Below are 24,918 nucleotides of genomic sequence, written 5' to 3'. Positions count from 1 at the left end.
CCGTCACAGACCCGACTCTGCCGTACGCACCAGGATCCGGCGGCACTCCTCGCAGCGGACCACCTCGTCGTGCGCGGCGGCCCTGATGCGGTTGATGTCGGCGATCGACAGGCTCGTGCGGCAGCCGAGGCACCGGCCGCCGTGCAGCATGGCGGCGCCGACGCCGGTCTGCTCGCGCATCTTCTCGTACAGCGCGAGCACGTCGGCGGGGACGTCGGCGGTGATGGCGGACCGGCCGCCGGCCACCTCGCCGAGCTCCTTGTCGATCTCCGCGAAGGCCGCGTCACGGCGGTCCTCGGCGGCGCGCAGCGTGCCCGTCACCTCGTCCCGCTCCGACTTGAGCGCGGTGACCCGGGCGTCGGCCGCCTCCCGGCGTTCCATGATCTCCAGCACGATCTCCTCCAGGTCCGACTGCCTGCGCCGCAGGGAGACGATCTCGGACTGGAGGCTCGCCAGGTCCTTCGGGGAGGAGACCTGCCCGGAGTCGAGGCGCTTGGTGTCCCTGTCCACCCGCACGCGTACGGCGTCGACGTCGGACTCGGCCTTGGCCTGGTCCCTGGCGAGGTCGCTCGCCTCGGTCTCGGCGCCGATGATCTGCGTCGAGACCTGGGCCAGCCTCTTGGACAGCTCGTCGATCCCGGCGAGCTCCGGCAGGGTACGGCGGCGGTGCCGCAACTGGTCGAGACTGGTGTCGAGCTTCGCGAGATCGAGCAGACGCTTCTGTGCTTCCGGTGCGGCCTTCATCCCAAATCCCTCAAGATGCTCGGGGGTCCAAGTCGGTGGTCGTCGCCGTCCAGGCGTCGGTGACTGCGTCCGAGACGCGCGCCTCAACAGTAATGCCCCCGGCCGCCAACGCTGACGTCACGTCCCGGGCGGCGTCCGCGAGCCACGGCCATTCCGTGGCCCAGTGCGACGCGTCGACGAGCGCGGGCCCGTCCGCCTCCATGTGCTCGCTGGCCGGGTGGTGCCGCAGGTCGGCCGTCAGGAAGACGTCCACGCCCGCCGCCCGCGCCGTGCCGAGCAGCGAGTCGCCCGCGCCGCCGCAGACGGCGACCGTACGCACCATCCGGTCGAGATCGCCCGCGACCCGGAGCGGGCCCGCCGTACGGGGCAGTCCGGCGGCGGCCAGTTCGGCGAACTCCCGCAGCCGCATGGGGGCGGGCAGATCGCCGATGCGGCCGAGCCCGCGGCGCGGGTCGGCGGCGGAGGGCTGGAGGGGCCGCAGGTCACCGGTCAGGCCGACGGCCCGCGCGAGCGCGTCGGAGACCCCGGGGTCCGCGACGTCGGCGTTGGTGTGCGCGGCGTAGAGCGCGACGCCGCCGCGGATGAGCCGGTGCACGACCCGGCCCTTGAAGGTGGTGGCGGCGACGCTCGTGGTGCCGCGCAGATAGAGGGGGTGATGGGTGACGACGAGGTCGGCCCCCCAGTCGAGGGCCTCGTCCACGACCACGGCGACCGGGTCGACCGCGAACAGGATCCTGCGTACGGCCTGCTCCGGGTCGCCGCAGACGAGGCCCACCGCGTCCCACGGCTCGGCCCACGAGGGGTCGTACAACGCCTCCAGGCGTTCGACCACGTCGGCGAGGGTGCAGGAGATCGATTCCACCCGCGCACACTACAGCCTGGCGGCGCGGCGATCCGGGAAGAGTAACGTCCCCCTTGACGCCCCGCCGCCAGGAAAGGATCCCCAGCGTGCCCATTGACCAGCAGAGCCCGCACGTCAGGTCCGTGGTCGCCGACACCCACAACGACCTGCTCATGGCCGTCTCCGCCCGGCCGCCCGCGCTGTGGGCCTCGTTCTTCCGCGAGCGGTGGCTCCCCCAGCTCGTCGACGGCGGGGTCGACGTGCAGGTGCTGCCCGTGTTCGTGGAGAGCCAGTTCCGCCCGGAGGGCGCGTTGCGCCAGACGCTGCGGATGATCGAGTGCGCCCACGTGATCGCCGAGGGCAACTCCGACGCGGTGGCCCTGTGCCACGACGGGCAGCAGGTCGACGAGGCCCTCGCCCTCGGCAGGATCGCCCTGGTGCTGGCTCTGGAGAGCATGCCGGGGATCGACGAGAGCGTCGAGCTGATCCCGACCCTGCACCGACTCGGGGTCCGCGTCGCCTCGATCGCCCACTGGGGCCGTACGGCTCTCGCGGACGGCAGCGGCCAGGACGGCACCGGTTCCAGGCTCACCAGCCACGGAGTCGAGGCGCTGCGCGAGATGGAACGGCTCGGCATGATCTTCGACATCTCGCACCTGGGCGCCACGGGGGTCGAGCACGTGCTGGAGATCGCGGCCCGGCCCGTCATCGCGACGCACTCCTCCGCCCGCGCCCTGCGCGACCACCACAGGAACCTCACCGACGAGCAGCTCAGGGGCGTCGCCGCGGGCGGCGGCGTCGTCTGCGTGAACTTCCTCGCCGCCTTCCTCACCGAGGACGCGCGCTCGGCCACGATCGACCACCTGGTGGACCACATCGAGCACGTCGCCTCCGTCGCCGGCATCGACCACGTGGGGCTCGGCCCCGACTTCATGCGCGAGGTGAACGAGGACCTCACCCCGCCGTGCTGCGAGGGCTTCAGCTACTCGGGGATCGACTCCAACGCCGCCATCCCCGGGCTGGAGGGCCCGCGTGGTCTCCCGCTGGTGACCGACGCCCTGCTCAAGCGGGGCCTGTCCGACGAGGAGATCCAGAAGATCCTGGGGGCCAACGTCATGCGCCTGTTCCGCGCGGAGCTGGGCCGTACGGCACGGGAACGGCCGCGGCGGTGAACCCGGAGGCCATGCTGGCCGACCTCGAGGAGCTGGTGCTCTGCGAGTCGTACTCCAGCGACCACGAGGCGGTGGCGCGCAGCGCCCGGGTCGTGGGGGCGATGGGCCGCAGGCTGCTCGGGGCCGAGCCGGAGACCCTGGTGATCGACGGGGTGACCCACCTGCGCTGGTCGTTCGGCCCGCCGCGGGTCCTGCTGCTGGGCCATCACGACACCGTCTGGCCCGTCGGCACGCTGCGCGAGCACCCCTGGTCGGTGCGGGAAGGGGTGGCGCGGGGACCCGGCGTGTTCGACATGAAGGCCGGTCTCGTGCAGCTCTTCCACGCGGTCGCCTCGCTGCCGTCCCCGGACGGCCTGACCGTGCTCGTCGTCGGGGACGAGGAGCTCGGCTCGCCGACCTCCCGCCCGCTGATCGAGTCGGTCGCCTCGGAATGCGCCGCGACCTTCGTGCTGGAGGCGAGCGCGGACGGCGGCGCGCTGAAGACGGCCCGCAAGGGCATCTCGCGGTACGAGCTGATCGTGCACGGCCGCGCCGCGCACGCCGGCCTCGAACCCGAGCTGGGGGCCAACGCCGGCGTCGAGCTGGCCCACCAGGTGCTCGCCGTCGCGGGCATCGCGGCCCGGGTCGAGTCGTCGTCCAAAGCGGGGGCGACGTCCGTGACGCCCACCATGCTGAGCGCCGGGACGAGCACCAACACGGTCCCGGCCCTGGGCCGGGTGGCCGTCGACGTACGCGTGCCCGACCGGGTGGCGCAGCGGCGGGTGGACGAGCTGATGCGGGCGCTGACGCCACGCACTCCTGGCGTCCGGCTGGAGCTGCACGGCGGGCCGAACCGCCCGCCCCTCGATCCCGCCGCCTCCGCCGGGCTCTTCGACGTCGCGGCGCGGCTCGCGCGCGAGCTGGGCATGGCGCCGTTGCGCGGGGCGGCCGTCGGCGGCGGCTCCGACGGCAACTTCACCGCCGGCGTCGGCTGCCCGACGCTCGACGGCCTCGGCGCGGTGGGCGGCGGCGCGCACGCCGCCGGGGAGCACGTCGTGGTCGCCGAGATGCCGGTCAGGGCCCGCCTGGTCGCGGCGCTGGCGGCGTACGTGCTGTCCGGCGGCCCGATCAGCGCGGCGGATCGCACGGCGGAGGACGCGGACCGTACGGCGGAGGACGCGGAGCGGGCCGCCGGGGAGAGCGTGTGAACGCGGACGGCCGGGTGACCCCGTCAGGCCCCGCCGTCGCCTGGGATCAGGCGGCCGCGGCCGCCGCACAGCGTGGCCTGCGGATCGCGGAGCTGCGCACGATCGCGGACTTCGGGCGCGTGGTCCGGCTGTTCGACGGCATCTGGCGCCCGGAGCCGTGGAACCCGCCCGTCACCGCGGAACTGATGCGGGCGCTGACCCACGCGGGCGGGTACGTCGCTGGGGCGTTCGACGGCGCGGAACTCGTCGGCGCCGGGGTGGCCTTCCTCGCCGCACCGGCGGGGCTGGCGCTGCACTCGCACGTGACGGGGGCCGTGCGGCCCGGCGCGGGATTCGCGCTCAAGCTCCACCAGCGGGCCTGGGCGCTGGAGCGCGGGCTGACCCGGATCACCTGGACCTTCGACCCCCTGATGCGCCGCAACGCCCACTTCAACCTGGCCAAGCTCGCCGCGCTGCCTGAGGAGTACCTCCCCGACTTCTACGGGCCGATGGGCGACGCGGTCAACGCGGGCGACGAGTCCGACCGCGTGCTCGCGGTGTGGCGTACGGACGACCCGCGGGTGGCGCGGGCCTGCGACGGCCTGCCGTACCGGCCCGCCGGGGCGGACGGCGCGGTGGCCGCGCTCGCCGAGCGGGACGGGCGGCCGGTGGCCCTGGACGCGGCCTTGGACCCGGCCCTGGACGCGTACGCCGACGCCCCTGCGGTGCTCGTCGCCGTGCCCGCGGACGTGGAGTCCCTGCGCCGGGCCGCCCCCGAGACGGCCAGGGAGTGGCGGCACGCCGTACGCGAGGTGCTGGGCGGGCTCATGGCGCGAGGCTGCCCTGTCACGGGCTTCGCCGACGGCTGCTACGTCGTCGGACGGCGCTCCCCCGCCGCGGGGTGAGCCGGGCACGGGGTGAGCCGGGCGCGGGCGCCGCGCACGAGGGGCGGAACATGGAAGGACCGGGCAGCGACATCCCCGGCGACGGCGGCGATCATCGGCAGAGGTAACGTGCCAGGTGAGCCGGGTGGGGAATCCCGGCCGAAGGCCACGAGTCCTTGTTGGCCATCTGATTACCGGGGGGAATCAGATGAGCGGGTGGCGGGGATCCTCGGTGCGGATCCGCTTGACGGTGCTGGGAAGCGCGGTGATGGCGCTGCTGTGCGCCGTCGCCGTGCTGCTCGTCCTCATCGTCCTGCGCGGCACCGCCGAGCGGTACAAGACCGACGAGCTCACCACCACCGCGGTGCGCCTCGCCTACCAGTCCAAACGCGACCGGCTGCCTCCGGTGCTCCTCGACCAGGACCTGGCCGGGGTGCAGGTGATCGACAGCGGAGGCCGGATCGTCTCGGCCAGCGACAGCCTCGTGGGGCGCCCGCGCATGGCCGCGTTCCGGCCGGAGCTCACGAGCCCGGAGACGAGCAAGGAGCTCTGCCACTCCCCGGCGTTCCCCGGCAGGTGCGTGAACGTCGTCGCCCTGCGCTTCCGTGAGGACGACGACCTGTGGACGATCTACGCGGCCGACGACGTCGTGCCCTGGCATGTCAGCGGCCCGCTGCTCGCGGCGCTCCTCGGCGGCTCGCTCCTGCTGGTCGGGCTGACCGCGTTCGGCACGTACCAGACCGTGCGCAGGGCGCTGGGCCCGGTCGAGGCGATCACGAGCAAGCTGGCCAGGATCACCGCCACCGACCTCAGCCAGCGCGTGCCGGTGCCGAAGCAACACGACGAGATACGGCGGCTCGCCGAGACCGCCAACCAGACCCTGGACCGGGCGGAGACGGCCATAGAACGGCAGCGGCGCTTCGCCTCCGACGCCTCCCACGACCTGCGCAGCCCGCTGACCGCGATGCGCACGGAGATCGAGGAGGCGCTGCTGCACAGCGAGGACGCCGACTGGCCCGCCACCGCGCGGGCCCTGCTGGGCAGCTGTGACCGCCTGCAGGCGCTCGTGGCCGACCTGCTCCAGCTCGCCCGGCTCGACTCGGGCGCCACGCCCCGGCGCGAGCCCGCCGACCTCGGCGGCCTCGTCGCCCGCGAGCTCGACCGCAGGCCGCGCAGCGTGGAGCTGGAGCGGCACCTGACGCCCGGCGTGGTCGTCGTCGGCGACCGCATGGCCCTGGTGCGCCTGCTGAACAACCTCCTCGACAACGGCGAAAGGCACGCGGTCTCCAAGATCACGGTGACGGTGCGCCGCGAGGAGGGCAAGGGCGTGCTGGAGGTGCTCGACGACGGCGCGGGCATCCTGCCGGACAAGCGGGAGCTGGTCTTCCAGCGCTTCACCCGGCTCGACGCCGCCCGGTCGAAGGACGCGGGCGGCACCGGGCTCGGCCTGTCCATCGCCCGCCAGATCGCCCAGGCGCACGGGGGGACGCTCACGATCGAGGACAGCGACCGGGGCGCCCGTTTCGTGCTGCGGCTCCCGCTCGCGCCCCCTCGGTGACCGCCGCCCTACTCCGCCCTACTCCTCCTCGGGCACGACGATCACGGTGGGCACCGGAACGCGCAGGGCCTCGGCGACGGCCTCCTCCAGCTCCCCCGGCGTCTTGACCGCCCGGCCCTCCGCGCCGTACGCGGCGGCGAGGGCGGGGAAGTCGGGCGCGTGCAGGTCCACGGCGACCGGCCGCATCCCACGCTCCCGCATCTCCTCGCGGATCTCCCCGAAGCCGCCGTTGGCGGACACGACGACGGGCAGGCTCAGCTCCAGCTCCACGGCCGTCGCCAGCTCCTGCAGGCTGAACTGGAAGGCGCCGTCGCCGGCCAGCGCCACCACGGGAAGATCGGGCCGCCCGAGCTTGGCGCCGATGGCGGCGGGCAGGGCGAAGCCCAGCGTGCCGAACCCGGTGGGGAACAGGAACCGCCCAGGGGGGTCCATCGGCATGCCGACCAGCGCCCCGTGGTAGACGAACATCGAGTTGTCGCCCACTACGACGGTCTCCGGCGGCAGCGCCCTGCGCAGCGCCGCGAGCTGACCGCCCCACCTGCGGGTGAGCTCTTCGAGCTCCGCCCTGTGCCCCGCGCCCGGATCCGTCTCCCGGCGCGGCCTGGGCACCCCGCCGTGCGGATCGAGCCGTTCCGCGAGCCCGCGCATGGCCAGCTCGGCGTCCGCGACGATCGCCACGTCGGCCACGTGGTCGCCGTGCATCTGCCCGGGGTCGATGTCGATCCGCACGAGGCGGCCGGACAGGGCGAAGGCGTCGTCCCACAGGTCGGCGGGGCCCAGCTCGGTGCCGACGGCGAGCACGACGTCGCACGCGGCGAGCCAGCGGCGGACGGCCTCGAGGTGCAGCGTGGTGCCGAGCACCAGCGGATGGCTCTCCGGGACGGCGCCCTTGCCGTTGACCGTGGTCACGACCCGCGCGCCGAGCCGCTCCGCCAGCAGCATCGCCAGGCTCCCCACCGGCGGCGCCTCGCCGCCCGGGCGCCCCCTGCCGGGGGACTGCGCCCCGCCGCCGAGCACGAGACCCGGGCGGCGCGCCGTACGCAGCAGTGCGGCCGCCGCGTCGAGGGCCCGCGGATCGGGCTCGCGAGGCGTGATCCGGTACGGCGGGACGATCTTCACCTCTCCCCGCTGGTCGAGCAGGTCGAAGGGGATCTCGATGTGGACCGGTCGGGGGCGTCCCTCGGCGAACCGGCCGAAGGCGCGGGCGACGGCGGCGGGGATCTCCCGCACGGTCGCCACGCGGTGGCTCCAGGCGCACAGCGCGTCGATCGCCCGCGACTGGTCCCTGCTCTCGTGCAGGTAGCCGCGGCCGTCGCGGGGATGGCCGGTAGGGACGCCGGGAGAGACGAGCAGGATCGGAGAGGAGTCGGAGTACGCCTGGCCGAGGGCCGTGGCGGCGTTGACCACGCCAGGACCCGTGGTGGTGACGACGACTCCCGGCCTGCCGGTCACCCTTGCGTACCCGTCGGCGGCGTATCCCGCGCCCTGCTCGTGCCGTGGCGTCACACACCGCACGTCCGCCCGGTCAAGCTCCTCGTAGATCGCGAGGTTGTGGGTGCCGGGGATGCCGAAGATCGTGTCCACGCCGTGCAGTCGCAGCGCCTCGACGAGGGCGCGCGCCCCCGTGGGCGTCGTGATCGTCCCCGCCGAGGGGGTCGGGTCATGGCCGTCCACGTATCACTTCCCGGGTGAGCGGAGGGGTTTTCCTTGGGTTTCCCAAATGGTTTCCCCTATTCGCGCGCCGCCCTACCGTTCCGCGTGCCGGATTTTTCCCCCGGTCATCGGAAAGGCGACGCGGAACGCGATCCCACCTCGTGTTCGTCCGATCCGTACGTCAGCACATTTCCGATGGACTTCACGGCCTGGCGCACCATCCGGCGCATCGCCTCGGCGGTATGGGACGCGATGTGGCCGGTGATCAATAGCCGACCGGCGAAATCCCGCCGCAATTCGCCGGCCTCCTCGGATTCGGGGTCGTAGAAGCCGTCGAAGACCGCCATGGAGACGCGGCCCTTCTCCAGACCGGCGTACAGGGCGCCGGGGCAGACGATGTTCGGGCGTGCGGTGTTGACGAGGATCGCGCCCTCCGGCATCCGGCCGATCACGGTCGAGTCGACCATCGACCTGGTCTCGCCGGTCTCCGGGACCATGACCACGAGGATGTCGCTGGCCGCGGCCAGGTCGAGCAGGGGGAGGTAGGAGATGCCGAGTTCCCGCTCGATCTCGGGCCTGCGGGTGCGGCTGAAGTAGGACACGCGGACGCCGAAGCCGCCGCGGAGGATCTCCGCGATCCGCCGGCCGTTCGCGCCCATCCCGATGATGCCGACGCTGCGTGCGGCGAGCTCGTGCGGGAGTTCCTCCGCGCCGTGCCAGCCGGGGACCGGGTCGCCCAGGCGGCGGGGAATGCCCAGGTTGGCGTTGATGATCTGCGCGACCGTGAACGTCGCGACCGCGTCGGTCGCCGCCCCCGGCGTGTTCGTGACGGCGATGTCCAGCCGGTCGGCCGCCGCGACGTCCACGAAGTTCTCGTAGCCCACTCCGAGGAAGGCCACCACCCTCAGCGTCTCGCGCGCCGCGCGCAGCGCCCGCGCCGTCGCCCGCTCCTCGCCGCCGTGCAGGTAGGCGACCGCTCCCACCAGCTCGCGCGCCAGCTGGTCCTCTGTCAGCGGCGACGCGAGCGGCCGTACCTTGAGTCCCTGCCGGTCGAGGGGCTCCAGCAGCGCCATGTCGATGCCCGTCCCCGTGACCAGGACCGTCCCGCCTTCGCAGTCCGCTCCGGCCGGAGGAAGCGGCATAGCGGGAGAATGGTCCGTTATATCCCTTTGAGCCACGGTTTGGGACATTTCAAATATCTCTCAGACTTGGGACATATATGTCTGTTTTTCTCTGGAGCACCTCTCCAATCACAACAACCAGGCGGCGTACGAAATACCACGGATGGCGCAGGCGACGGAGCAGGAATCCAATGGTATAAGGGTTGTGGTGGTTCCGTCTCCACCTGAGTCGGAAAAGGAAACCCCTAGGGAGGGTCTGGGGGACCCCGGCCTCGGTCCCGCCCGGCCACACGTACGTCAATTTCCGCCCCACGGGGGCGCGGAGAGGGCGCGGCAAGGACGGCGAGCAGCGCAGAGAGGGCCACGAATGAAACTCCAGCCTCGGCAGCAGCTTCTGGAGCTGTGGGAGGCGGCCGCGCACGCCTCCTACCGCGACGGCGCCTGGTCGTGGGGAGGCCGGGACGGGTCGAACTCCATCTCCGACGCCGAGCAGCTCCTGTGCTTCATGTATCCGGCCTCCGAGCTGCCCGGCTTCCGCCTGGACACGCCCGACGAGACGGCCGACGACGTGCTCTCCTCGCTGGCCGTCCTCGGCGACGCCGTCGAGATCCCCAAGCTGCTGCTCAAGGTCATCGGACAGTACCTGCGCACGTACACGGCGGACGACGGTCGCCCGCTGTTCTCCGGAGGCAGCTACTTCCGCCCGGTGGACGACGAGGTGAAGGTGACCCCCGAGCAGCTCCAGCTCGACGTGGTCGACTCCTTCTCGATGTCGGTCACGCTCATGCTCGGCACCCTCGGCTTCCTCAAGGTCTTCCGGCAGAGCGTGCGGCGCGAGCCCATCCGCCGCGAGATCCGCGAGCTGGAGGACCTGGCCAGCAAGCGGCTGTCGGCCGCGATGGCGGGGCTGCTGCGCAGCTTCACGGTCAACGCGTTCGACCCCGGCTCCTCGGCCGGCCGCGCGCTGCTGCGCACCGTCAACCAGACCGGCGCGCCCACCCGCAAGGTGCTCGACGACCTGCGGCGCGAGCTGCGGCCCGTACGGGCCGGCCTGCGCGACCTGACGATCGGCTCGGGCAGCCAGGTCGACCTGGACAACGAGAACCTGCTGTTCGAATGTGGCTGGACGTGGGGCATCGTGAAGGACGCCCCCGACATCGTCACCCCGCTGGACATCGGGCCCCAGCCCAAGGGCGTGGCGGCGGACACGCCGTTCCTGTACTTCACCGTCAACGCCCTGGTCGGCATCGCCGACCTGTTCACCTCGCGCACCCGCGTCCTCAGCCTGCTCAACGACGACCAGATCACCCTCGCCCAGGCCATCCAGCGCCGCTGGGACCTCACCCAGTCCTACTGGCGCACGATCGCGACCTACGGGCGGGGCACCTGGCCGCTGGAGGACATCCCCTGGCGGACGGTGGACGAGAAGGAGTCCGACTACTACAGCCTCGGCGTCACCGCCATGGTCGTGCAGAGCCTGGTCAGCAACAGGGCGGCCGACGTGGACCTCGGCCGGGTCGCCGCCGTGCTCGAGGAGCTGGCCATCCGCGCCAGGATCATCCGCAGGGCCGTGCCGGGCGACCCGCCCGTGCTCATGCACTCCCCCGGCGTCCCGATCAACCTCCACGGCAGCGACGCGCTCGGCCCCCACCTGGTCTGGGTCGTCTCCGACTTCGCCATCACGCTGCTCAAACGCACCATCTGGGCCGCCTCCATCGCGCAGAACACCCGGATGCGGGAGCGGCTGCTCGCCCTGGCCGACCAGATCTGGCGGCACATCATGCTGCGCCGCCACGCGGACGGGCCGTCCGCCGGCCTGTGGGACCAGCCCGGCAACGTCTTCGCCGACATCCCGTCGCAGGACGAGGATCCGTCCTGGTACTTCAGCGAGCGCGTCGTCGAGTTCCTCGTCTCCGCAGCGAAATCCAGCCAGGAGCCACCGCTGCGCAGCCCCCAGCTCGTCGATCTGGCCTTCCAGATGCTCGGGGAGGCCGAGCACCTGCTCGACCAGGAGCTGGTCACCAGGCCGCTGGTGGCGGGGCAGACGATCCAGCCCAAGCTGCGCACGATCCAGTCGTCGCTGCAGCGGGCCAGGGCGATCGTCAGCGACCGGCCCGCGACCGCGCAGGCCCTGATCAACAGCGCGCTCCTCGATCTCGAACGGCTGGCGGCCGCCCGCGACAGCGCGTCGGAGGCGATCTAGTTGCTCGTCTTCGCGATCTCGGACAAGGGCGGGACCGGGCGCTCGGTCACCGGCACCAACATCGTGTACCGGCACGCCCTGCAGGGCAACGACGTCTGCTACCTGGACTTCGACTTCGGCTCGCCGACCGCGGGGGCCATCTTCAGCGTCAGCGGGGTGTCCCGCGGCACGCGGGAGAACGGCCTGCACGAGTACCTGCGGGCCGAGTGCCCGCAGCCACGGCGGGTGGACGTGTGGGCCGAGTCCGACCGCGAGGGGCTGCGCATGCGCCCGCCGGGCGCGGGACGGCTCGTGCTGCTCCCGGGCAGCGAGGGCGGCGGCGAGCTGTCGGCGCTCACCGACGAGATCGTCGGCCGCTGCGTCCAGCTGTTCGGGCGGCTGGACGAGGAGTTCGACCTGTGCATGGTCGACGTCAGCGCCGGCCGGTCGTTCACGGCCGAGCTGGTCTTGGCGGCGACCGTGCGGATGCCCACGGTCCCGTTCCGCTGGCTGGTCTTCCACCGCTGGACGCGTCAGCACATCATCGCGGCCGACGGGCTCGTCACCGGCGCCGACGGGCTGCTCGACGTCGGCACGAGGTTCGGCCACGACGCCGACGACCTGCGCGACCGCATCCGTTTCGTCCGCACGGCCGTGCTCGAACCGGACGCGAGCGAGCTCGTCGGGCTGCGCGACGAGCAGCGGGCCTGGCTGAGCGCGTGCGACAGCGAACTGCGCGAGCTGGCCGGCCGCCACGGCGTCGGCCGTACGGCGATGCTCGGCAAGATCCCGCTCGACCCCGTTCTCCAGTGGCGCGAGCAGCTCATCACCGACGAGGACGTGCTCGCCAGCAAGATCGCGAATGCCGAGACCGCCGCCGCGTTCGACGAGCTCGCCAAGAAGATCGTCGACGACAACGCCTGGGAGGGTTTGTGACGTCGGTGCACGCGACGTTCGGCGAGGTGGCGGCAGAGCGCAGGATCGCCTCCGTCCCCCTCTCCCACGTGTCCGTCGAGCTCGGGCACCTCTACATGGAGGACTTCGAGGCGGGCCCCGAGCGGCTGCGCGAGCAGTTCCGCAGGGTCGCGCCGTGGCTCGCCACCGTCCGCTCCTTATGGGGTGAGCGGGTGCCCGGCGGCCGGGCCCGCGTGAGCACCTGCTTTCTCGTGGACGACTACTTCAGCCGCTTCAGCACTCCGGACGAGCTGGTGCCGATGATCGTCGACGCCGCGGCCGAGCACGACCTGACCATCGACTACCTGGCCCGCGAGTCGGCCTGCGCCCGGTTCGAGGACCCGCGCTCCGGCGGCGTCGAGCTGGCCAGGCTGGTGGAGGACCGGCTCGTCGACGACCCGCCGCAGGGGACCGACGGGTCCCGCCCGCCGGTGAAGGAGACGGGCTGGCTGTGCAACGGCTCCCGCTCGCCCAGCACCGCGCCGCCGCAGGCGATGGGGAAGGCGCGGCCGTGGGAACCGCCCGTGCAGAACGCCAAGCGCGGCCACTCGATCTTCGTGGACGTCGAGCTGTGGGACGAGCAGGGGCCGCGGCGCACCTGGTCGTGCCCCTTTCTCGCGGCCGTATGGCAGCTCCTGCGGCTGGGGCTGCTGCGCAGCGACGGCCGGGTGCCGCTCTCCCCTGTGACCGTGCGGGACGGCTGGCCCCGCGACTGGGACCAGCTGCCCGCGGTGGTCCGGCTCGACCCCCAGGCCGCGCCGTTCAGCGCGTACACCACGCTGTCGGTCCTGTCCCCCAGGTTCCTGCCCGTCGAGCTGGCCGTACGCACGATCCTGAGCCAGGTCGCGGTGGACGACGAGGTCCTGCGGCAGGTCGCCGGCCGGAGCGAGAGCGAGGGAGTCCGGCTCGAAGAGGAGCTCGTCGACCGCATCTCCTACGTCTTCGTCTGAGGGGTTCGATCATGAGGGCGACCCGATGCTGGTGATGGGGGAGGTCCACACCGGGCTGCTGCAGAACTCCGGGGAGATCTCCGAGTCCACGTGCCGCCAAGTGCTCGCGATAACCGCCGGGGAGACCGTGCGGGTCTCCAGGCGTCCCATCGTGCACGCCCTGTCGCCCGAGCGGCTGACCGGGGTGGACTGCGCGCTGCCCGCCGCCTCCCGCTCGCGGGTCAGGGGCGTGGGCACGGTCGTGTCCCGCTGCGTGGTGACCGGCGGCCGGGTGGCCCAGGGCTCGTCGTACGTCAGGGTGGTGCGCTCGGAGGCCGACCGCAGGCTGCCCTGGTCGCACTACCTGGCCCGGCCGGGCGTCGTGGAGGTCCTGGGGAAGGCGAAGGCGGCCGACCTCGCCGAAGGGTTCACCGGCGACCCCGCGCCCGGCTGCCTCGATCTGGGGGCCGTCAGCGGGCGCTTCCTCGACCTCGTGCAGGGCTCCCCGCTGCTGGACCGGCTGGCCCCCTTCAAGATGTCGCGTACGAGCCTGCGGTGGGTGGCCGAGACCGGCGAGCCGTCGATCCGCTTCACGCTGCACTCCGAGCAGGACAGGACGCTGCGCCTGACCCACCCCGGCCCTTTCACCCCCGCCGTGGTCGACCTGTGCGAGGACCTGGCGACGCACGACTGGCTGCTGACATCGCTGCTGGTCATCGTCGAACGGGCGCGGATCGGCTCGACGCCGGGAGCGCAGGCCGCGGCCCGCCTGACGCCCGCCATCGACCACCTGCTGCACCTGTGGATGCCCGCCGCCCGGGTCGAGGAGTGGCTGACGCCGTTCTGGGACAGCCTGGAACGGCGGCCCGGATTCACCCGGCAGTGGCACTCCCTCGTCAACCGGGTCCGCGACCAGATCGCGACGAACACCCTGGCCCTGCTCAGTACGTCCACCGAACCCGGACGGAGGTGACCGTGACCGGAGAAGAACCCGAGCCATCGCCCGCGCTGGTCCCGAGAATCGTGCGCAAGGTCCTCGTGACGGTGCTCGTGGGCGGCGTGAGCTACCTGGTGAGCAACGCGATCATCCCCGACGAGGACCTGTGGAGCCTGATACTCGCGACGTTCATCAGCGGCGTCGTCTTCGTCGTGCAGTTCCTCACGGACGTGGACGACCAGTTGGAGACGGTGCTGCAGGAGCAGCGCAGGCAGCACACGAAGACCCACAACCTGGTGGCCGACAGCTTCTCCAAGATCAACGAGGCGAGCAAGCTGTTCGGCGTCGTGGAGATGTCGGCGCTGGAGACCAGGGGCGTGGCCGAACTGGTGCAGAACGCCGCCAAGATCCGCGACGACATGCCCGACCTCGTCAAGAACCTGGTGCACCACGAGGTCACCCGGATGGCCAAGTTCCTCGGCGAGCTGTCCGACGGCAGATACGCCCTGTACGAGGGAGAGGACCGCGACTGGCTGCTCGGGCTCGCGCGCAACACGCGGGTGAGTCTCGACGCGATCAGCCTGACCAGCGTGGACGCCCGCGACGCCGAGTTCGGGAGCGGTTTCTGGCACACCGACCTCGGGCAGCGCTACGTCAGGCTCCAGCGCGACCTCGTCCAGCGTGGGGCGCGGGTGCGCCGGGTGTTCGTCGTGGATCGCTCCGACCGGCTCGACTCCGAGGCGTTCCGCCGGGTGTGGAAGTGGCAGACCACGGTCGGGATCGAGGTGCGCACGCTGCTCCTGTCCGACGTGCCGCCCCTGCTGCGCGGCTCGCTGTCGGACTTCATCCTGTTCGACGGGGTCGTCTACTACGAGTCCAACCCCGCTCCCCAGGTCGGCGACGGCATCGCCCCGGTGATCCACAGCACGATCCTCGTACAGGACCAGGAGCGGGTGCGCGAACGGACCGAGCGGTTCGACGAGCTGTGGGACGCGGCGACCCCTGCGGGGTAACCGTACGGCGGGCCCGCCTCAGCGAACCGCGTGCGGCGGCGCCTGCGGCGCCGGGGGGAAGGGGCGGTCGGGACGGCAGACGGCGAGCAGTTCCCGCTCCCGCGCGCTCGCGGTCCTCGAGACCAGAGCGGTCACCAGTTCGGCCGTGACGGGGGCGAGCGTGACGCCGAGGCCGCTGTGGCCGGTGGCCGCCACGACGCGGCCGTGGTCGTCCACGTGGCCGAGTATGGGCATGTGGTCGGCGCTGCCCGGCCGCAGCCCGGCCCACCGCCGGCCCATCGGCCAGGTCGCCGCCGCCGGCATGAGGGCGGCGACGCCCCGCCGGATCTCCTCGATCGCGGCGGCGGTCACCGTCACGTCCCCCACGTTCTCCTCGTACGTGACGCCGACCGCCACCCTGCCGTCGTACCTCGGGACGAGGTAGGGGAAGTACTCCTGGCCGTCCTGCCTGATCTCCGCGAACACGTGGTGGCGCAGCGGGTAGCCGCCCGCCCCCGGCGGGCGGACGTCGAAGGCCACGCCCTTGATGGGGAACAGGTGGTCGCGGTGGCCGGGCAGGAAGACCCCGCTCAGGTGGCCGGCCGCGACGACGGCGGTCTCCGCGGACACCCGGCGTCCGTCGTGGAGGTCCACCTCGACGCCGGCGGGCCCGGTCCGCAGGTCTGTGGCGAGCACCGCGTTGAGCACCCGGATCGGCGTGCGCCCCGACAGCACGGCACCCGACAGGGCCGCCATGAGCACCCGCGGGTCGAGCGCGAGCTCCTCCGGCAGCAGGAAGCCGCCGACGACGCGCTCGCTCAGCAGCGGTTCGAGGTTCCTCGCGTCGGCCGCCGTCAGCCGCTCGACGGCGAACGGCGAGTTCTTCCACTGCGGCAGCACCTGGGACTCCAGGCGCTCCATCTCGGCCTCGTCCAGGGCGACCTGGATGTCTCCGCCGTCCAGCACCGGGACCTCGACGCCGGAGGCCGCCTGGATCTCCTCCAGCCATCCCGGGTACATGTCGCGGCTGTGCTTGATGACGTCGCTGAGCGGGCCGAGGCAGGAGGGCTCCGTCTGGGTCAGGATGCCGCCCATCGCGCCGTCCGAGGCGCCGAGCCCGAGACGTTGCCCCGCGTCCACGAGCACCACGCTCGTCCCGCGCGCGGCCAGCCGGTGCGCGATCGCGCACCCGATCACGCCACCACCGATGATCACGACGTCGCAGGTCTCAGGCACGCGGGCTCCCAGTTCGCCGTCCTCGCTTCGACAGTAGGCGAGGGAGGGCCGTTCAAGAAGGCCACACACCGGTGACCTCGCCGAACTGTACCGCGCGGGAATCTTGCGGGCCGGGAAATCGGCGAGTCACGTCGCGGCGGCTCCTGCCGAACGAGAGAGCTTTGCGCCGATCTGGGAATGATTGAACCGATCAACGGTGATTTGTGGTGAACCGTGGGCAGTCGGGATGCGCCGAAGGTTCGGGCGAGGAGCAACGCGTGAGGAAGACCGCCGTCGTCACGGGCGGGGCGTCCGGGATCGGGCGGGCCGTCGCCGCCGAGCTCGTACGGCGCGGCGTCCACGTCACCATCGCCGACGTCCGGGGCGCCGCCGACGCCGCGGAGGAGCTCGGCTGCGCGGGCGTCGTGTGCGACGTCTCCGACGCGGAGGCCGTACGGGAACTGGTCACCGGGGTGGCCGCCGGGCACGGGCGGCTCGACTTCCTGTTCAACAACGCCGGCATCGCCGTGGGCGGCCGTGCCGAGGAGCTCACGCTCGCCCACTGGAACCGGACGATCGACGTCAACCTGCGCGGGGTGGTCCACGGCGTGCACGCGGCGTACCCGCTCATGATCGAGCAGGGCTTCGGGCACATCGTCAACACCGCGTCGCTGGCCGGGCTCGCCCCCGCGCCGCTGATGCTGCCGTACACCACGACCAAGCACGCCGTCGTCGGGCTGTCGCTCGCCCTGCGGGCCGAGGCGGCGGCGCACGGCGTGCGGGTCAGCGTGGTCTGCCCCGGGTTCACCGACACGCCGCTGCTGGACAACGCCAACCCCGGGCTGCCGCAGACCGAGATCGGCCTGCGGGCCCGCACGACGGCCGTGCGGGCGCAGGGCCGCCTGTATCCCGTGGAGTCGCTCGCCCGCGACGTGCTGCGCGGCGTGGCCGCGAACCGGGCGCTCATCGTGGCGCCCGCGTCCTCCCGGGCCGCCTGGCGGGCCGTACGGCTCTCGCCCGCCCTGGCGGTGCGGGCGGCCGGCGCGGTGTTCCGCCGGATCAGGGAGTGAGCGGCAGGTACTCGAACCAGTCGAACGCGGCGATGTTAGAGCTCGGACGGCCGTTGGAGCTGGCGTACATGCCGACGTAGGCGCCGGTGAAGCCGCCCGCGACCGCCGTGCTGAGGATCCGGCCGTCCACCGGGTCGCCGAGGTCGGTCCACTCCCCCGCCGTCACGGCGTACCTCGCCTGGTAGGCCTGCCCGCGCGCCTCCACGCCCAGGTACAGCCGCCGCTGGCCAGGCACCCGTACGGAGGCGAGCAGGTCGTCGCCGCCCGCCTTCCTGCGGACGAGTTCGAGGCCGCGCGGGGTGCGCACGAGCAGCACGTGGTGGTCGTCGTTCTGCACCAGCGCGAGCCCGGCGCACTCCCCCGCCGCCGGCGTGAAGTCGAGCGCGGCGTGGACGGCGAAGTCCATGTGCTGCTGCCTGCGGGCGACCAGGCTCGGGTTGGCCCGCTGGGCCAGCGTCTCCGGCCGCAGCCGCAGCCGCAGCCGGCTGTCGCCGATGCTCCAGTAGGCCGTGCGCGGGGTGCGCAGGTGGTTCCAGACGGGCGAGAGCCGGCCGGCGTCGAAGTGGTCGCAGGCGGGCACGGCGGGCCAGCGGTGCTCGGGCAGCCCCGGCCCCGCGGCCACGGGCTCGACCCGGGCGGCGACCGGCCAGCCGTCCTCCCAGGTGACCCGGGTGAGGAAGGTCTCCCTGCCCAGGTTGTCGCCCCGCACGTTGCCCGCGCCGAGGTCGCCGGGGGTGCCGTACGGGCGCGTCGCCAGCAGCACCATCCACCACTCGCCGTGCTGGGTCTCCACCAGGTCGGCGTGGCCCGTGCAGGCGATGGGATGGCCGAGGCCCAGATGCCGGTGGGTGAGGATCGGGTTGCGGGGGTTCGGCTCGTACGGCCCGGTCACGTGGTCGGCCCTGGCCACCACGACCGCGTGGTCGTACGACGTGCCGCCCTCCGACGCCAGCAGGTAGTACCTGCCGCCGATCTTGTACAGGTGGGGGCCCTCGGCCCACACGGCGCCCCGCTGGGCGGCCTCCCAGACCACCCGCTCGGCGCCCCGCGGCTCCAGCGTGGCCGGGTCGAGCTCCAGGAGGTAGACCTCGGTCTCGCCGGGGTAGCCGGCCGCCTCCTTCTCCCTGGTGCCGGTGAGCCAGAGGCGGCCGTCGTCGTCGAACAGCAGCGAGGGATCCATGCCGCGGGTGCCGGGCAGCCATCGGGGCTCACTCCAGGGGCCCGCGGGGTCGGTGGCGGTGACGACGAAGTTGCCCCGCCCGTCCACCAACGTCGTGACGACGTGGAAGACGCCGTCGTGGTGCCGGATGGTGGCGGCGTAGACGCCGCCGGAGGGCCGCATGCCGTCCAGGTCGAGCTGGGACGGGCGGTCGAGCACGTGCCCGAGCTGCCGCCAGTTGACCAGGTCGCGGCTGTGGAAGATCGGCACCCCGGGGAACCACTCGAAGCTGGAGGTCACCAGGTAGTAGTCCTCGCCCACTCGGCACACCGATGGATCGGGGTGGAACCCGGGGATCACCGGGTTCCGGTACTCCCACCCGTCGACTCCCTCGATCATTCGTCCCCTCTCTCAGACGTGACCGGCCCGGTTCCCCCGAGGGGGAACCGGGCCGCCGGCACGGACACGGCGCGCGCCAGAGCCTTCCAGCGCGGGGCCTCCCTGCGCCAGGCCCCCGCGCCGGATCCGGCTCCGGGCACCGGTGCCCGGCCGGCCGCCGGGGCTCAGCGCCGCAGGCGGAGCACGCCCCAGTGGCTGGTGTCCCGATATCCCTGCCCGGTCGCGTCGCTCCAGGTCGCCGCGCTCGTACGGGCGGCCCCTGTGGCGTCGTTGACCTGGACGTCGAAGCCGATCAGGGTGCCGTCCTCCAGGGTGACCGTGGGCATCCGCACGGCCGCCTCGACCACGTATCCGCCGGGGACGACCTTGGCGGCGGCCGTCAGGTTGTCCTTCACGCCCGCGGCGTCGAAGGTGCCGCCGACGCTCGTCCTGCCGGAGAAGCTGACGCGGTACTGGCCGTCGTCGTCGCCGTAGCCCCTGGTCTTGCCGTTGCCCGGGTCGACGAAGAACTCGACGGAGTCCTGCTCCCACACGTTGGCAGGCTGCTCGCTGAGCGCGCTGTCGGCGACCTGCGCAAGCAGGTAGAGCGTCCCGCCGTTCCACAGGGCCCTGACCCGCGCGGTCGCCCCCGACGTGCCCTGGATCCACGTGGCGGTGCGGACCTCGGGCGCGTCCGCCCAGACCCGGTCGACGACGCCGTCGACCACCGGCTGCCTGCGGGGCGCCGTGGTGAGTTTCACCGCGGGCACGGCCGTCACCGTTCCGGTCCACGAGGTCTCCGACCCGCCGGAGGCGTCCGTGACGACCACGCCGACGTCGGAGCCGAGAGGCAGGCGCGCCTCCACCCGGTAGCCGCCCGGCGTCTTCTTCACGGCCGCCTCCACGCCGTGCGGCCGGCCCTCCCGCCCGATCACGTACGGCTTGCCGCCCACGGTGAACGTCACCCGGTCACCCCGGTCGGCGCTGGGGTCGCGCACCTCGGCCAGGACGTACAGCCACTTGTCCGACGAGCGGGCCTGGAACCCGGCCGACACCTGGCCCACGCGGGCGATCGGCACGTCGGGCAGCAGATCCCATTCGGGATCGCGCCCGCCGTCCACCTTGGGCGTCGCGGCGGGGGCCTCCAGCCTGCGCACCAGCGGCGGCAGCTGAGCCGGGTCCACGATCCCCCAGTACGCCGGCTTGGCCTGGAGCTCGTCGTCGAAGGGCAGCGGCGCGTTCAGCCGGGTGATCGGGAAGGTCGACAGCCACGTGTCGTCGTCGGCGAGGCCCCAGAGGGTGACCGAGCTGATCCGGCTCTGGTGCCTGCGGAAGACGTCGAACAGCTCCTTGTAGCGGTAGCCCTGCTCGGCGAGCACCTCCGCCGGGATGGAGTCCCACGTGGAGACGAAGTCGGGGTAGACGCTGACGTCCAGCTCGGTGATCTGCTGGTCCACCGGGAGCGTCGCGAACTTCTCGACCGTGGCCTCGACCTCGGCGGCGGGCGGCTGCTCGATGTTCAGGTGGAGCTGGTGGCCGACGCCGTCGATCGGCACGCCCTCGGCCTTCAGCTTCTTCACCAGGTCGTACAGCGCCTGCCGCTTGCGCGGGAACTCGGTGTTGTAGTCGTTGATGAACAGCTTCGCGGCCGGGTCGGTCTGCCGTGCGACGCGGAAGGCCGTGCGGATGAAGTCGAGACCGGTGATCTGGAACCACTTCGACCGGCGCAGGCCGTCGGGCTGGTTCTCGTCGATCACCTCGTTGACCACGTCCCAGATCGCGATCTTGCCCTTGTAGCGGCCGACCAGGGTCTTGACGTGGTTCTCCAGCCGGTTCAGCAGCAGCGCCTTGTCCTGCGCCGACGAGGTGAGGTCGCGGTCGCCGTCCTTGAAGACCCAGTCGGGCGTCTGGCTGTGCCAGGCGAGGGTGTGCCCCCGGAAGGTCAGCCCGTGCCGGACCGCGTAGTCCACGAGGTAGTCGCCCTCGGCGAAGCTGAACTCGCCCTCGCGCGGCTCGGTCGCGTCCCACTTGAGGTCGTTGCCCGGCGTGACCCCGCCGAAGTGCTTGAGCAGCAGGTCGCCGTGCTCGCCGAGCGTCTGGCCGCGGGTGATCGCCGCCCCCAGGGTGAACGGCACCTCGTCCTTCAGGGAGGGGATGCCGGTCTGGATCGGCTTGGGCTCGACGTAGGCGAGCGTGAAGTCGTCCAGGTAGAACGGGAACGTGCCGTCGTCGGACTCCACGTAGACGCTGAGGAAGTCCACGTCGTGGGCGAGGGTGTAGCTGCCGGTGAGCTGGACCCACTGCCCCGCGGGGACGGCCTTCGGCGCGGCCACCCGCTCGTAGCTGGGCGTGCCGTTCGTCCTGCGCTCGATCGACAGGCCGAGGTTGCCCGAGGTCGTGTCAGGGCCGAGGCGCACCCACGCCGACAGGGTGTACTTCGACCCCTTGGCCATCTTGCCCAGCACGCTGATCGCCGGGCCGTCCCAGGAGGCCGAGCGGCCGGTGACGGCGAGGCTCCGGGTGCCGCCGTGCGCCGCGTCCGTGCTCGCCGTCAGGGACGCCGACGCGCGCGGCGACCAGCCCTGCGCCGTGCCGGTCTCGAAGTCGGTGGCGAGCCCGGAGCGCGAGGGGTCGCTGTCGGAGGTGACGACGATGTCGTCGATGTAGTACTTCGCGGTGGCCTCGGAGCTCTCGGCGTAGAGCTGCAGGCCGGTGGAGTCGGCTCCGAACGAGTAGGTGCCCGACAGCTCGGCCCAGCCGCCGTCGGTCACGGTGGCGGCGGCCACCCGCTCGTAGGTGGTGTCGCCGCCGTCCGGGGTCCGCTGCATGGTCAGCGCGATCGTGCTGGACGGCTCCCCGCTCACCATCCGCGCGTACGCGGTCACCTGGTAGGTGACGCCCTTCTCGAACGGCGGGCTGATGGACGCCCCCTGCCAGGTGGCGGTGCGGCCCGAGGTGAGCAGCGAGCGCGACCCCGAGTGCGCGGCGTCGGAGGTCGCGCCGACCTCGACCCCGTCGCCCCTCGGCCCCCATCCCTGGGTGGTGCCGTCCTCGAAGTCGTACTTCGCGATCTCCACGGCCGCCGCGGCCGCGGGGGTCGCGCCGGCCGCGACCACCGGCAGCCCCATGAGAGCGCACAGCAGGGCCAGGGCGGCGGGCCTGGCGAACGATCGCAGCACGGCCGCGGCCGTCCTGGACGACAGGAGGCTACGCATCGGGGGGTCTCCTCGTGGGCCGCTAGCGCGCGGACAGGTTGTCGGCGAGAAGCCGGATCAGGGGCTCGCGCCGGACGCATTCGGACAGGGCGAAGGAGTCGGCGAGCGCGAGCAGTTCGTCGTCGCCCAGCCCGCGGAACAGATCGGCGTACTCGGGGACCAGCGCCTGGGCGATCAGGATGTGCCGGATGAGGTCGTCGGTCTGGTAGCGGGCGCCCCAGGGGTAGGGATCCCAGCTCGGGAACTCGGTGTCGATCAGCCGGTGCAGCGGCGCGAGCTCGCTCGCCGTCTCCTCCATCGTGGAGCCCCACCGGTCGGCGCCGAGCCGCTTCTTCTTCGAGATGAACGGCCCGAACCGCTCCATGTACGACCCGCCGGCGCTGACCAGGCCCTGCAGGCCGACGTCCTTGTAGGTCCAGATGGACCAGCCGGCCTCGTACGAGTCGAAGATGGCGAGCTGGTCGCGCAGGATCTGGTAGCGCTGCTCGTCCACGGCGGGGTCGCCGGTGTAGACGGGCCCGAACTCCCCGACCCAGATCGGCGTGCCGGTCTCCCGCTGGAAGGCGGTGCGGCGGGCGAAGGTGCGCTCCAGCTCGTCGCGGTCGCACCACTCGCCCCTGGTGAAGCCCGGGTAGGGGCCGCCGTGGGCGAACCCGGCCAGCGCGTAGTCGTGGCAGACGAAGACGGTGTTCTCGTAGACCTCGTGGAAGACGGAGAAGTCGGTCGAGTAGGTGTTGCCGTCGAGGAACAGCACGTGGGCGGGGTCCACCGCGCGCAGCGCCTTGACCAGACGGTCGTAGAAGGGCCCGACCACCCGGCCGCTGGGGTCGCCCGGCTCGTTGACCGGGTTGTAGCCCGCCACCCACGGGTTGTCCTTGTAGTGGTCGGCGAGCGCCTCCCACAGGTGAACCGCCCGGTCCTGGAAGTGCCGGTGCTGCCAGAAGGAGGCGACGTGGGTGGGGTTGTCGGAGTGCCAGTGCTGGTTCTGCGCCCCGGGGAGCGCGTGCAGGTCGATGACGCTGTATACGCCGCGCTCGCCGAGCATCCCGATCACGCGGTCCAGATGGCGGAAGCCGCGCTCCATGATCTCCAGCGGCCGGTCGTCCGCCTCGAAGTGCCGGTAGTTCACCGGGATCCGCACGCAGTTGACGCCGATGTCCCGCAGCAGGTCGGCGTCGGCCTCGGTGAAGAACGAGGTGAGGAACCGGTCGAAGAACAGCTCGTAGCGCTCGTCGCCGAGCACCTCGCGCACCGCCGCCCGCATGGAGGACTCGTCGGCCGCATAGCCTGTGATGAAGTTCTCCATGTTGAGCCAGCCGCCCAGGCCGACCCCGCGTAGCCGGACCGTGCCGCCCGTCTCGTCCACCAGCCGGGATCCGGACACACGCAGCAGCGTCATCGACTCTCCTCAATCTCCGAAAATCCTCGAAACCGGCGGTGTGGCCGGAGAGCGACGACCCCGCTTCTCTCCGCGACCCGCTGCTGAAAAGTTTCGGCCACTATCCGAATGTTTCGTGGTCCGGAGGATAAGTAAAGCTGAGGTTGAGCGTCAAGGGCGCTCCCGGCTTGATCACGACGGCCAACCGGCTCATCAGGAGGAACCGGTTCAGGTATCCCGAAACTTTCGGCTACGATCTGCTGCATGCCAGTGAAAAGGCGGGTGACCATCGCCCAGATAGCGGAGGAGGCCGGAGTCTCCGTTCCGACCGTGTCCAAGGTGATCAACGGCCGTCCCGAGGTGGCGCCGGAGACCCGTCAGCGGGTGGAGCGCCTCCTGCAGAAGCACGGCTACCAGCGCAGGACGGGACAGGGCGACGGCCCGGTCGGGTTACTGGACCTGGTGTTCGCCGAGATCGAGAGCCCCTGGGCCATGGAACTGGTCCGCGGGGCCGAGCAGGCGGCGCACGAGGCCGCCGCGAGCGTGGTGATCTCCGTGCTGCACACCCACGCGGGCCCCGGCCGTGACTGGCTCGAACGCATCGCGGCGCGGCGTACGGACGGCGTGATCATCGTCAGCTCCCGGCTCTCGGTGCGGCAGCAGGGCCAGCTCAGCGCCCGCTCGATCCCGTTCGTCGTCGTCGACCCCGAAGGCGAGCCGCCGCCCGGCGTGGCGTCGGTCGGCGCGACCAACTGGCACGGCGGCCTGGCGGCCACCCGCCACCTCCTTGACCTCGGCCACACCCGGATCGGCATGATCGGCGGCCCGCCCGACATGCTGTGCAGCCGGGCCAGGATCGACGGCTACCGCGCCGCGCTGGAGACGGCCGGGGTGTCCATCGACCCCGAGCTCATCCGGTACGGCGACTTCCTGGTCAACTCGGGCCACGACGCCGGTCACGCGCTGCTCTCGCTGGACAACCCGCCGACCGCCATCTTCGCCGGCAGCGACATGCAGGCGTTCGGCGTGTTCGAGGCGGCCAGGCAGCGGGGCCTGCGGGTGCCCGAGGACCTCAGCGTGGTCGGCTTCGACGACCTGCCGCTGTCCCGGTCCGCGTGGCCGCCGCTGACCACCGTGCGCCAGCCCCTGGAGGAGATGGCCGCGCTTGCCTCGCGCATGGTGCTGGCCATGGGCCGGGGCGAGAACACCGAGGCCCGCCGCGTCGAGCTCTCCACGGACCTGGTGATCAGGGAGAGCACCGCGAGGCCCCGGTGAGACGCCCCCGGTGAGACGAGGAAACCAGGTCGGCCCCGTGATCGTCCAAAACGGGAGTGGATGGACGAGTGGGGGCGCGATGGCCGACGGACACG

Annotated in this window: 19 protein-coding genes; 11 read left to right on the top strand and 8 right to left on the bottom strand. The window is 72.3% G+C overall.

From position 1 onward, the window contains the following. Positions 1-3 precede the first annotated feature (3 nt). Positions 4-744: a zinc ribbon domain-containing protein gene (locus tag HHX31_RS17535; RefSeq protein WP_169949373.1), complete on the bottom strand. Its 741-nt coding sequence runs from the start codon at positions 742-744 to the stop codon at positions 4-6. Positions 745-754: 10 nt separating this feature from the next. Further along, entirely contained in the window at positions 755-1,606 is an 852-nt protein-coding gene (locus tag HHX31_RS17530) for a Nif3-like dinuclear metal center hexameric protein (RefSeq protein WP_169949372.1), read from the bottom strand. Between the two features lie 86 nt (positions 1,607-1,692). On the opposite strand from HHX31_RS17530, the gene HHX31_RS17525 reads away from it, so the two are divergent. The 4 genes from HHX31_RS17525 to HHX31_RS17510 all read left to right on the top strand — a co-directional run bounded on the left by HHX31_RS17525 (position 1,693) and on the right by HHX31_RS17510 (position 6,365). Then, positions 1,693-2,757, top strand: coding sequence for a membrane dipeptidase (locus HHX31_RS17525; RefSeq protein WP_311931913.1), 1,065 nt, complete (start codon positions 1,693-1,695; stop codon positions 2,755-2,757). Continuing rightward, on the top strand, positions 2,754-3,944 hold the full coding sequence (locus tag HHX31_RS17520; protein ID WP_311931911.1) for a M20/M25/M40 family metallo-hydrolase: 1,191 nt from the start codon (positions 2,754-2,756) through the stop codon (positions 3,942-3,944). Before HHX31_RS17525 ends, HHX31_RS17520 begins: the two co-directional genes overlap by 4 nt. Continuing rightward, complete coding sequence (locus HHX31_RS17515) at positions 3,941-4,828, top strand: GNAT family N-acetyltransferase (RefSeq protein WP_169949371.1); 888 nt, start codon at positions 3,941-3,943, stop codon at positions 4,826-4,828. Before HHX31_RS17520 ends, HHX31_RS17515 begins: the two co-directional genes overlap by 4 nt. Before the next feature lie 211 nt (positions 4,829-5,039). After that, a complete protein-coding gene (locus tag HHX31_RS17510; protein WP_311931910.1) occupies positions 5,040-6,365 on the top strand; it encodes a HAMP domain-containing sensor histidine kinase in 1,326 nt (441 codons plus the stop codon). Between the two features lie 18 nt (positions 6,366-6,383). On the opposite strand, the gene HHX31_RS17505 is transcribed toward HHX31_RS17510, so the two are convergent. Next, on the bottom strand, positions 6,384-8,039 hold the full coding sequence (locus HHX31_RS17505) for a 5-guanidino-2-oxopentanoate decarboxylase (RefSeq protein ID WP_311931908.1): 1,656 nt from the start codon (positions 8,037-8,039) through the stop codon (positions 6,384-6,386). Between the two features lie 104 nt (positions 8,040-8,143). Further along, positions 8,144-9,160 (bottom strand): 2-hydroxyacid dehydrogenase, encoded by a 1,017-nt coding sequence (locus HHX31_RS17500; protein WP_169949370.1) that lies wholly within the window; start codon positions 9,158-9,160, stop codon positions 8,144-8,146. 346 nt (positions 9,161-9,506) lie between these two features. Here HHX31_RS17500 and HHX31_RS17495 point away from each other — a divergent pair, with 346 nt between their 5' ends. From HHX31_RS17495 to HHX31_RS17475, 5 genes are read left to right on the top strand one after another with little or no spacing between them, the layout of a single operon-like run. Beyond that, entirely contained in the window at positions 9,507-11,342 is a 1,836-nt protein-coding gene (locus HHX31_RS17495; RefSeq protein WP_169949369.1) for an SCO2524 family protein, read from the top strand. After that, complete coding sequence (locus HHX31_RS17490; RefSeq protein ID WP_169949368.1) at positions 11,343-12,257, top strand: SCO2523 family variant P-loop protein; 915 nt, start codon at positions 11,343-11,345, stop codon at positions 12,255-12,257. Further along, positions 12,254-13,225 carry an SCO2522 family protein gene (locus tag HHX31_RS17485; protein WP_169949367.1) on the top strand — a complete coding sequence of 324 codons (972 nt, stop codon included), beginning with the start codon at positions 12,254-12,256 and terminating at the stop codon, positions 13,223-13,225. Before HHX31_RS17490 ends, HHX31_RS17485 begins: the two co-directional genes overlap by 4 nt. Before the next feature lie 25 nt (positions 13,226-13,250). Further along, positions 13,251-14,177: an SCO2521 family protein gene (locus tag HHX31_RS17480; RefSeq protein ID WP_169949366.1), complete on the top strand. Its 927-nt coding sequence runs from the start codon at positions 13,251-13,253 to the stop codon at positions 14,175-14,177. Between the two features lie 2 nt (positions 14,178-14,179). Next, the gene (locus HHX31_RS17475) at positions 14,180-15,154 is read left to right on the top strand and encodes a phosphatidylserine/phosphatidylglycerophosphate/cardiolipin synthase family protein (protein ID WP_169949365.1); all 975 of its coding nucleotides are present in this window, start codon (positions 14,180-14,182) and stop codon (positions 15,152-15,154) included. An 18-nt stretch (positions 15,155-15,172) separates the two neighbouring features. Here the strand turns inward: HHX31_RS17475 and HHX31_RS17470 are convergent, their stop codons facing one another. Beyond that, complete coding sequence (locus HHX31_RS17470) at positions 15,173-16,369, bottom strand: FAD-dependent oxidoreductase (RefSeq protein ID WP_169949364.1); 1,197 nt, start codon at positions 16,367-16,369, stop codon at positions 15,173-15,175. Between the two features lie 257 nt (positions 16,370-16,626). Between HHX31_RS17470 and HHX31_RS17465 the strand changes: the two genes are divergently transcribed. Then, the gene (locus tag HHX31_RS17465) at positions 16,627-17,418 is read left to right on the top strand and encodes an SDR family oxidoreductase (protein WP_169949363.1); all 792 of its coding nucleotides are present in this window, start codon (positions 16,627-16,629) and stop codon (positions 17,416-17,418) included. Here the strand turns inward: HHX31_RS17465 and HHX31_RS17460 are convergent. From HHX31_RS17460 to HHX31_RS17450, 3 genes are all read right to left on the bottom strand, one after another. After that, positions 17,408-18,976, bottom strand: a complete 1,569-nt coding sequence (locus HHX31_RS17460; RefSeq protein ID WP_169949362.1) for a glycoside hydrolase family 43 protein — start codon at positions 18,974-18,976, stop codon at positions 17,408-17,410. The two genes, HHX31_RS17465 and HHX31_RS17460, sit on opposite strands and share 11 nt — an antisense overlap. 164 nt (positions 18,977-19,140) lie before the next feature. Further along, the gene (locus tag HHX31_RS17455; protein ID WP_169949361.1) at positions 19,141-22,170 is read right to left on the bottom strand and encodes an endo-1,4-beta-xylanase; all 3,030 of its coding nucleotides are present in this window, start codon (positions 22,168-22,170) and stop codon (positions 19,141-19,143) included. Between the two features lie 22 nt (positions 22,171-22,192). After that, positions 22,193-23,569, bottom strand: coding sequence for a glycoside hydrolase family 5 protein (locus HHX31_RS17450; RefSeq protein WP_169949360.1), 1,377 nt, complete (start codon positions 23,567-23,569; stop codon positions 22,193-22,195). A gap of 243 nt (positions 23,570-23,812) precedes the next feature. Here HHX31_RS17450 and HHX31_RS17445 point away from each other — a divergent pair, with 243 nt between their 5' ends. Beyond that, entirely contained in the window at positions 23,813-24,823 is a 1,011-nt protein-coding gene (locus HHX31_RS17445; RefSeq protein WP_169949359.1) for a LacI family DNA-binding transcriptional regulator, read from the top strand. The last annotated feature ends 95 nt before the right edge of the window (positions 24,824-24,918 follow it).

The organism is Microbispora sp. H11081, from assembly GCF_012999535.1.
Taxonomy (GTDB): domain Bacteria; phylum Actinomycetota; class Actinomycetes; order Streptosporangiales; family Streptosporangiaceae; genus Microbispora.
This window is presented reverse-complemented; position numbering and strand designations above follow the sequence as displayed.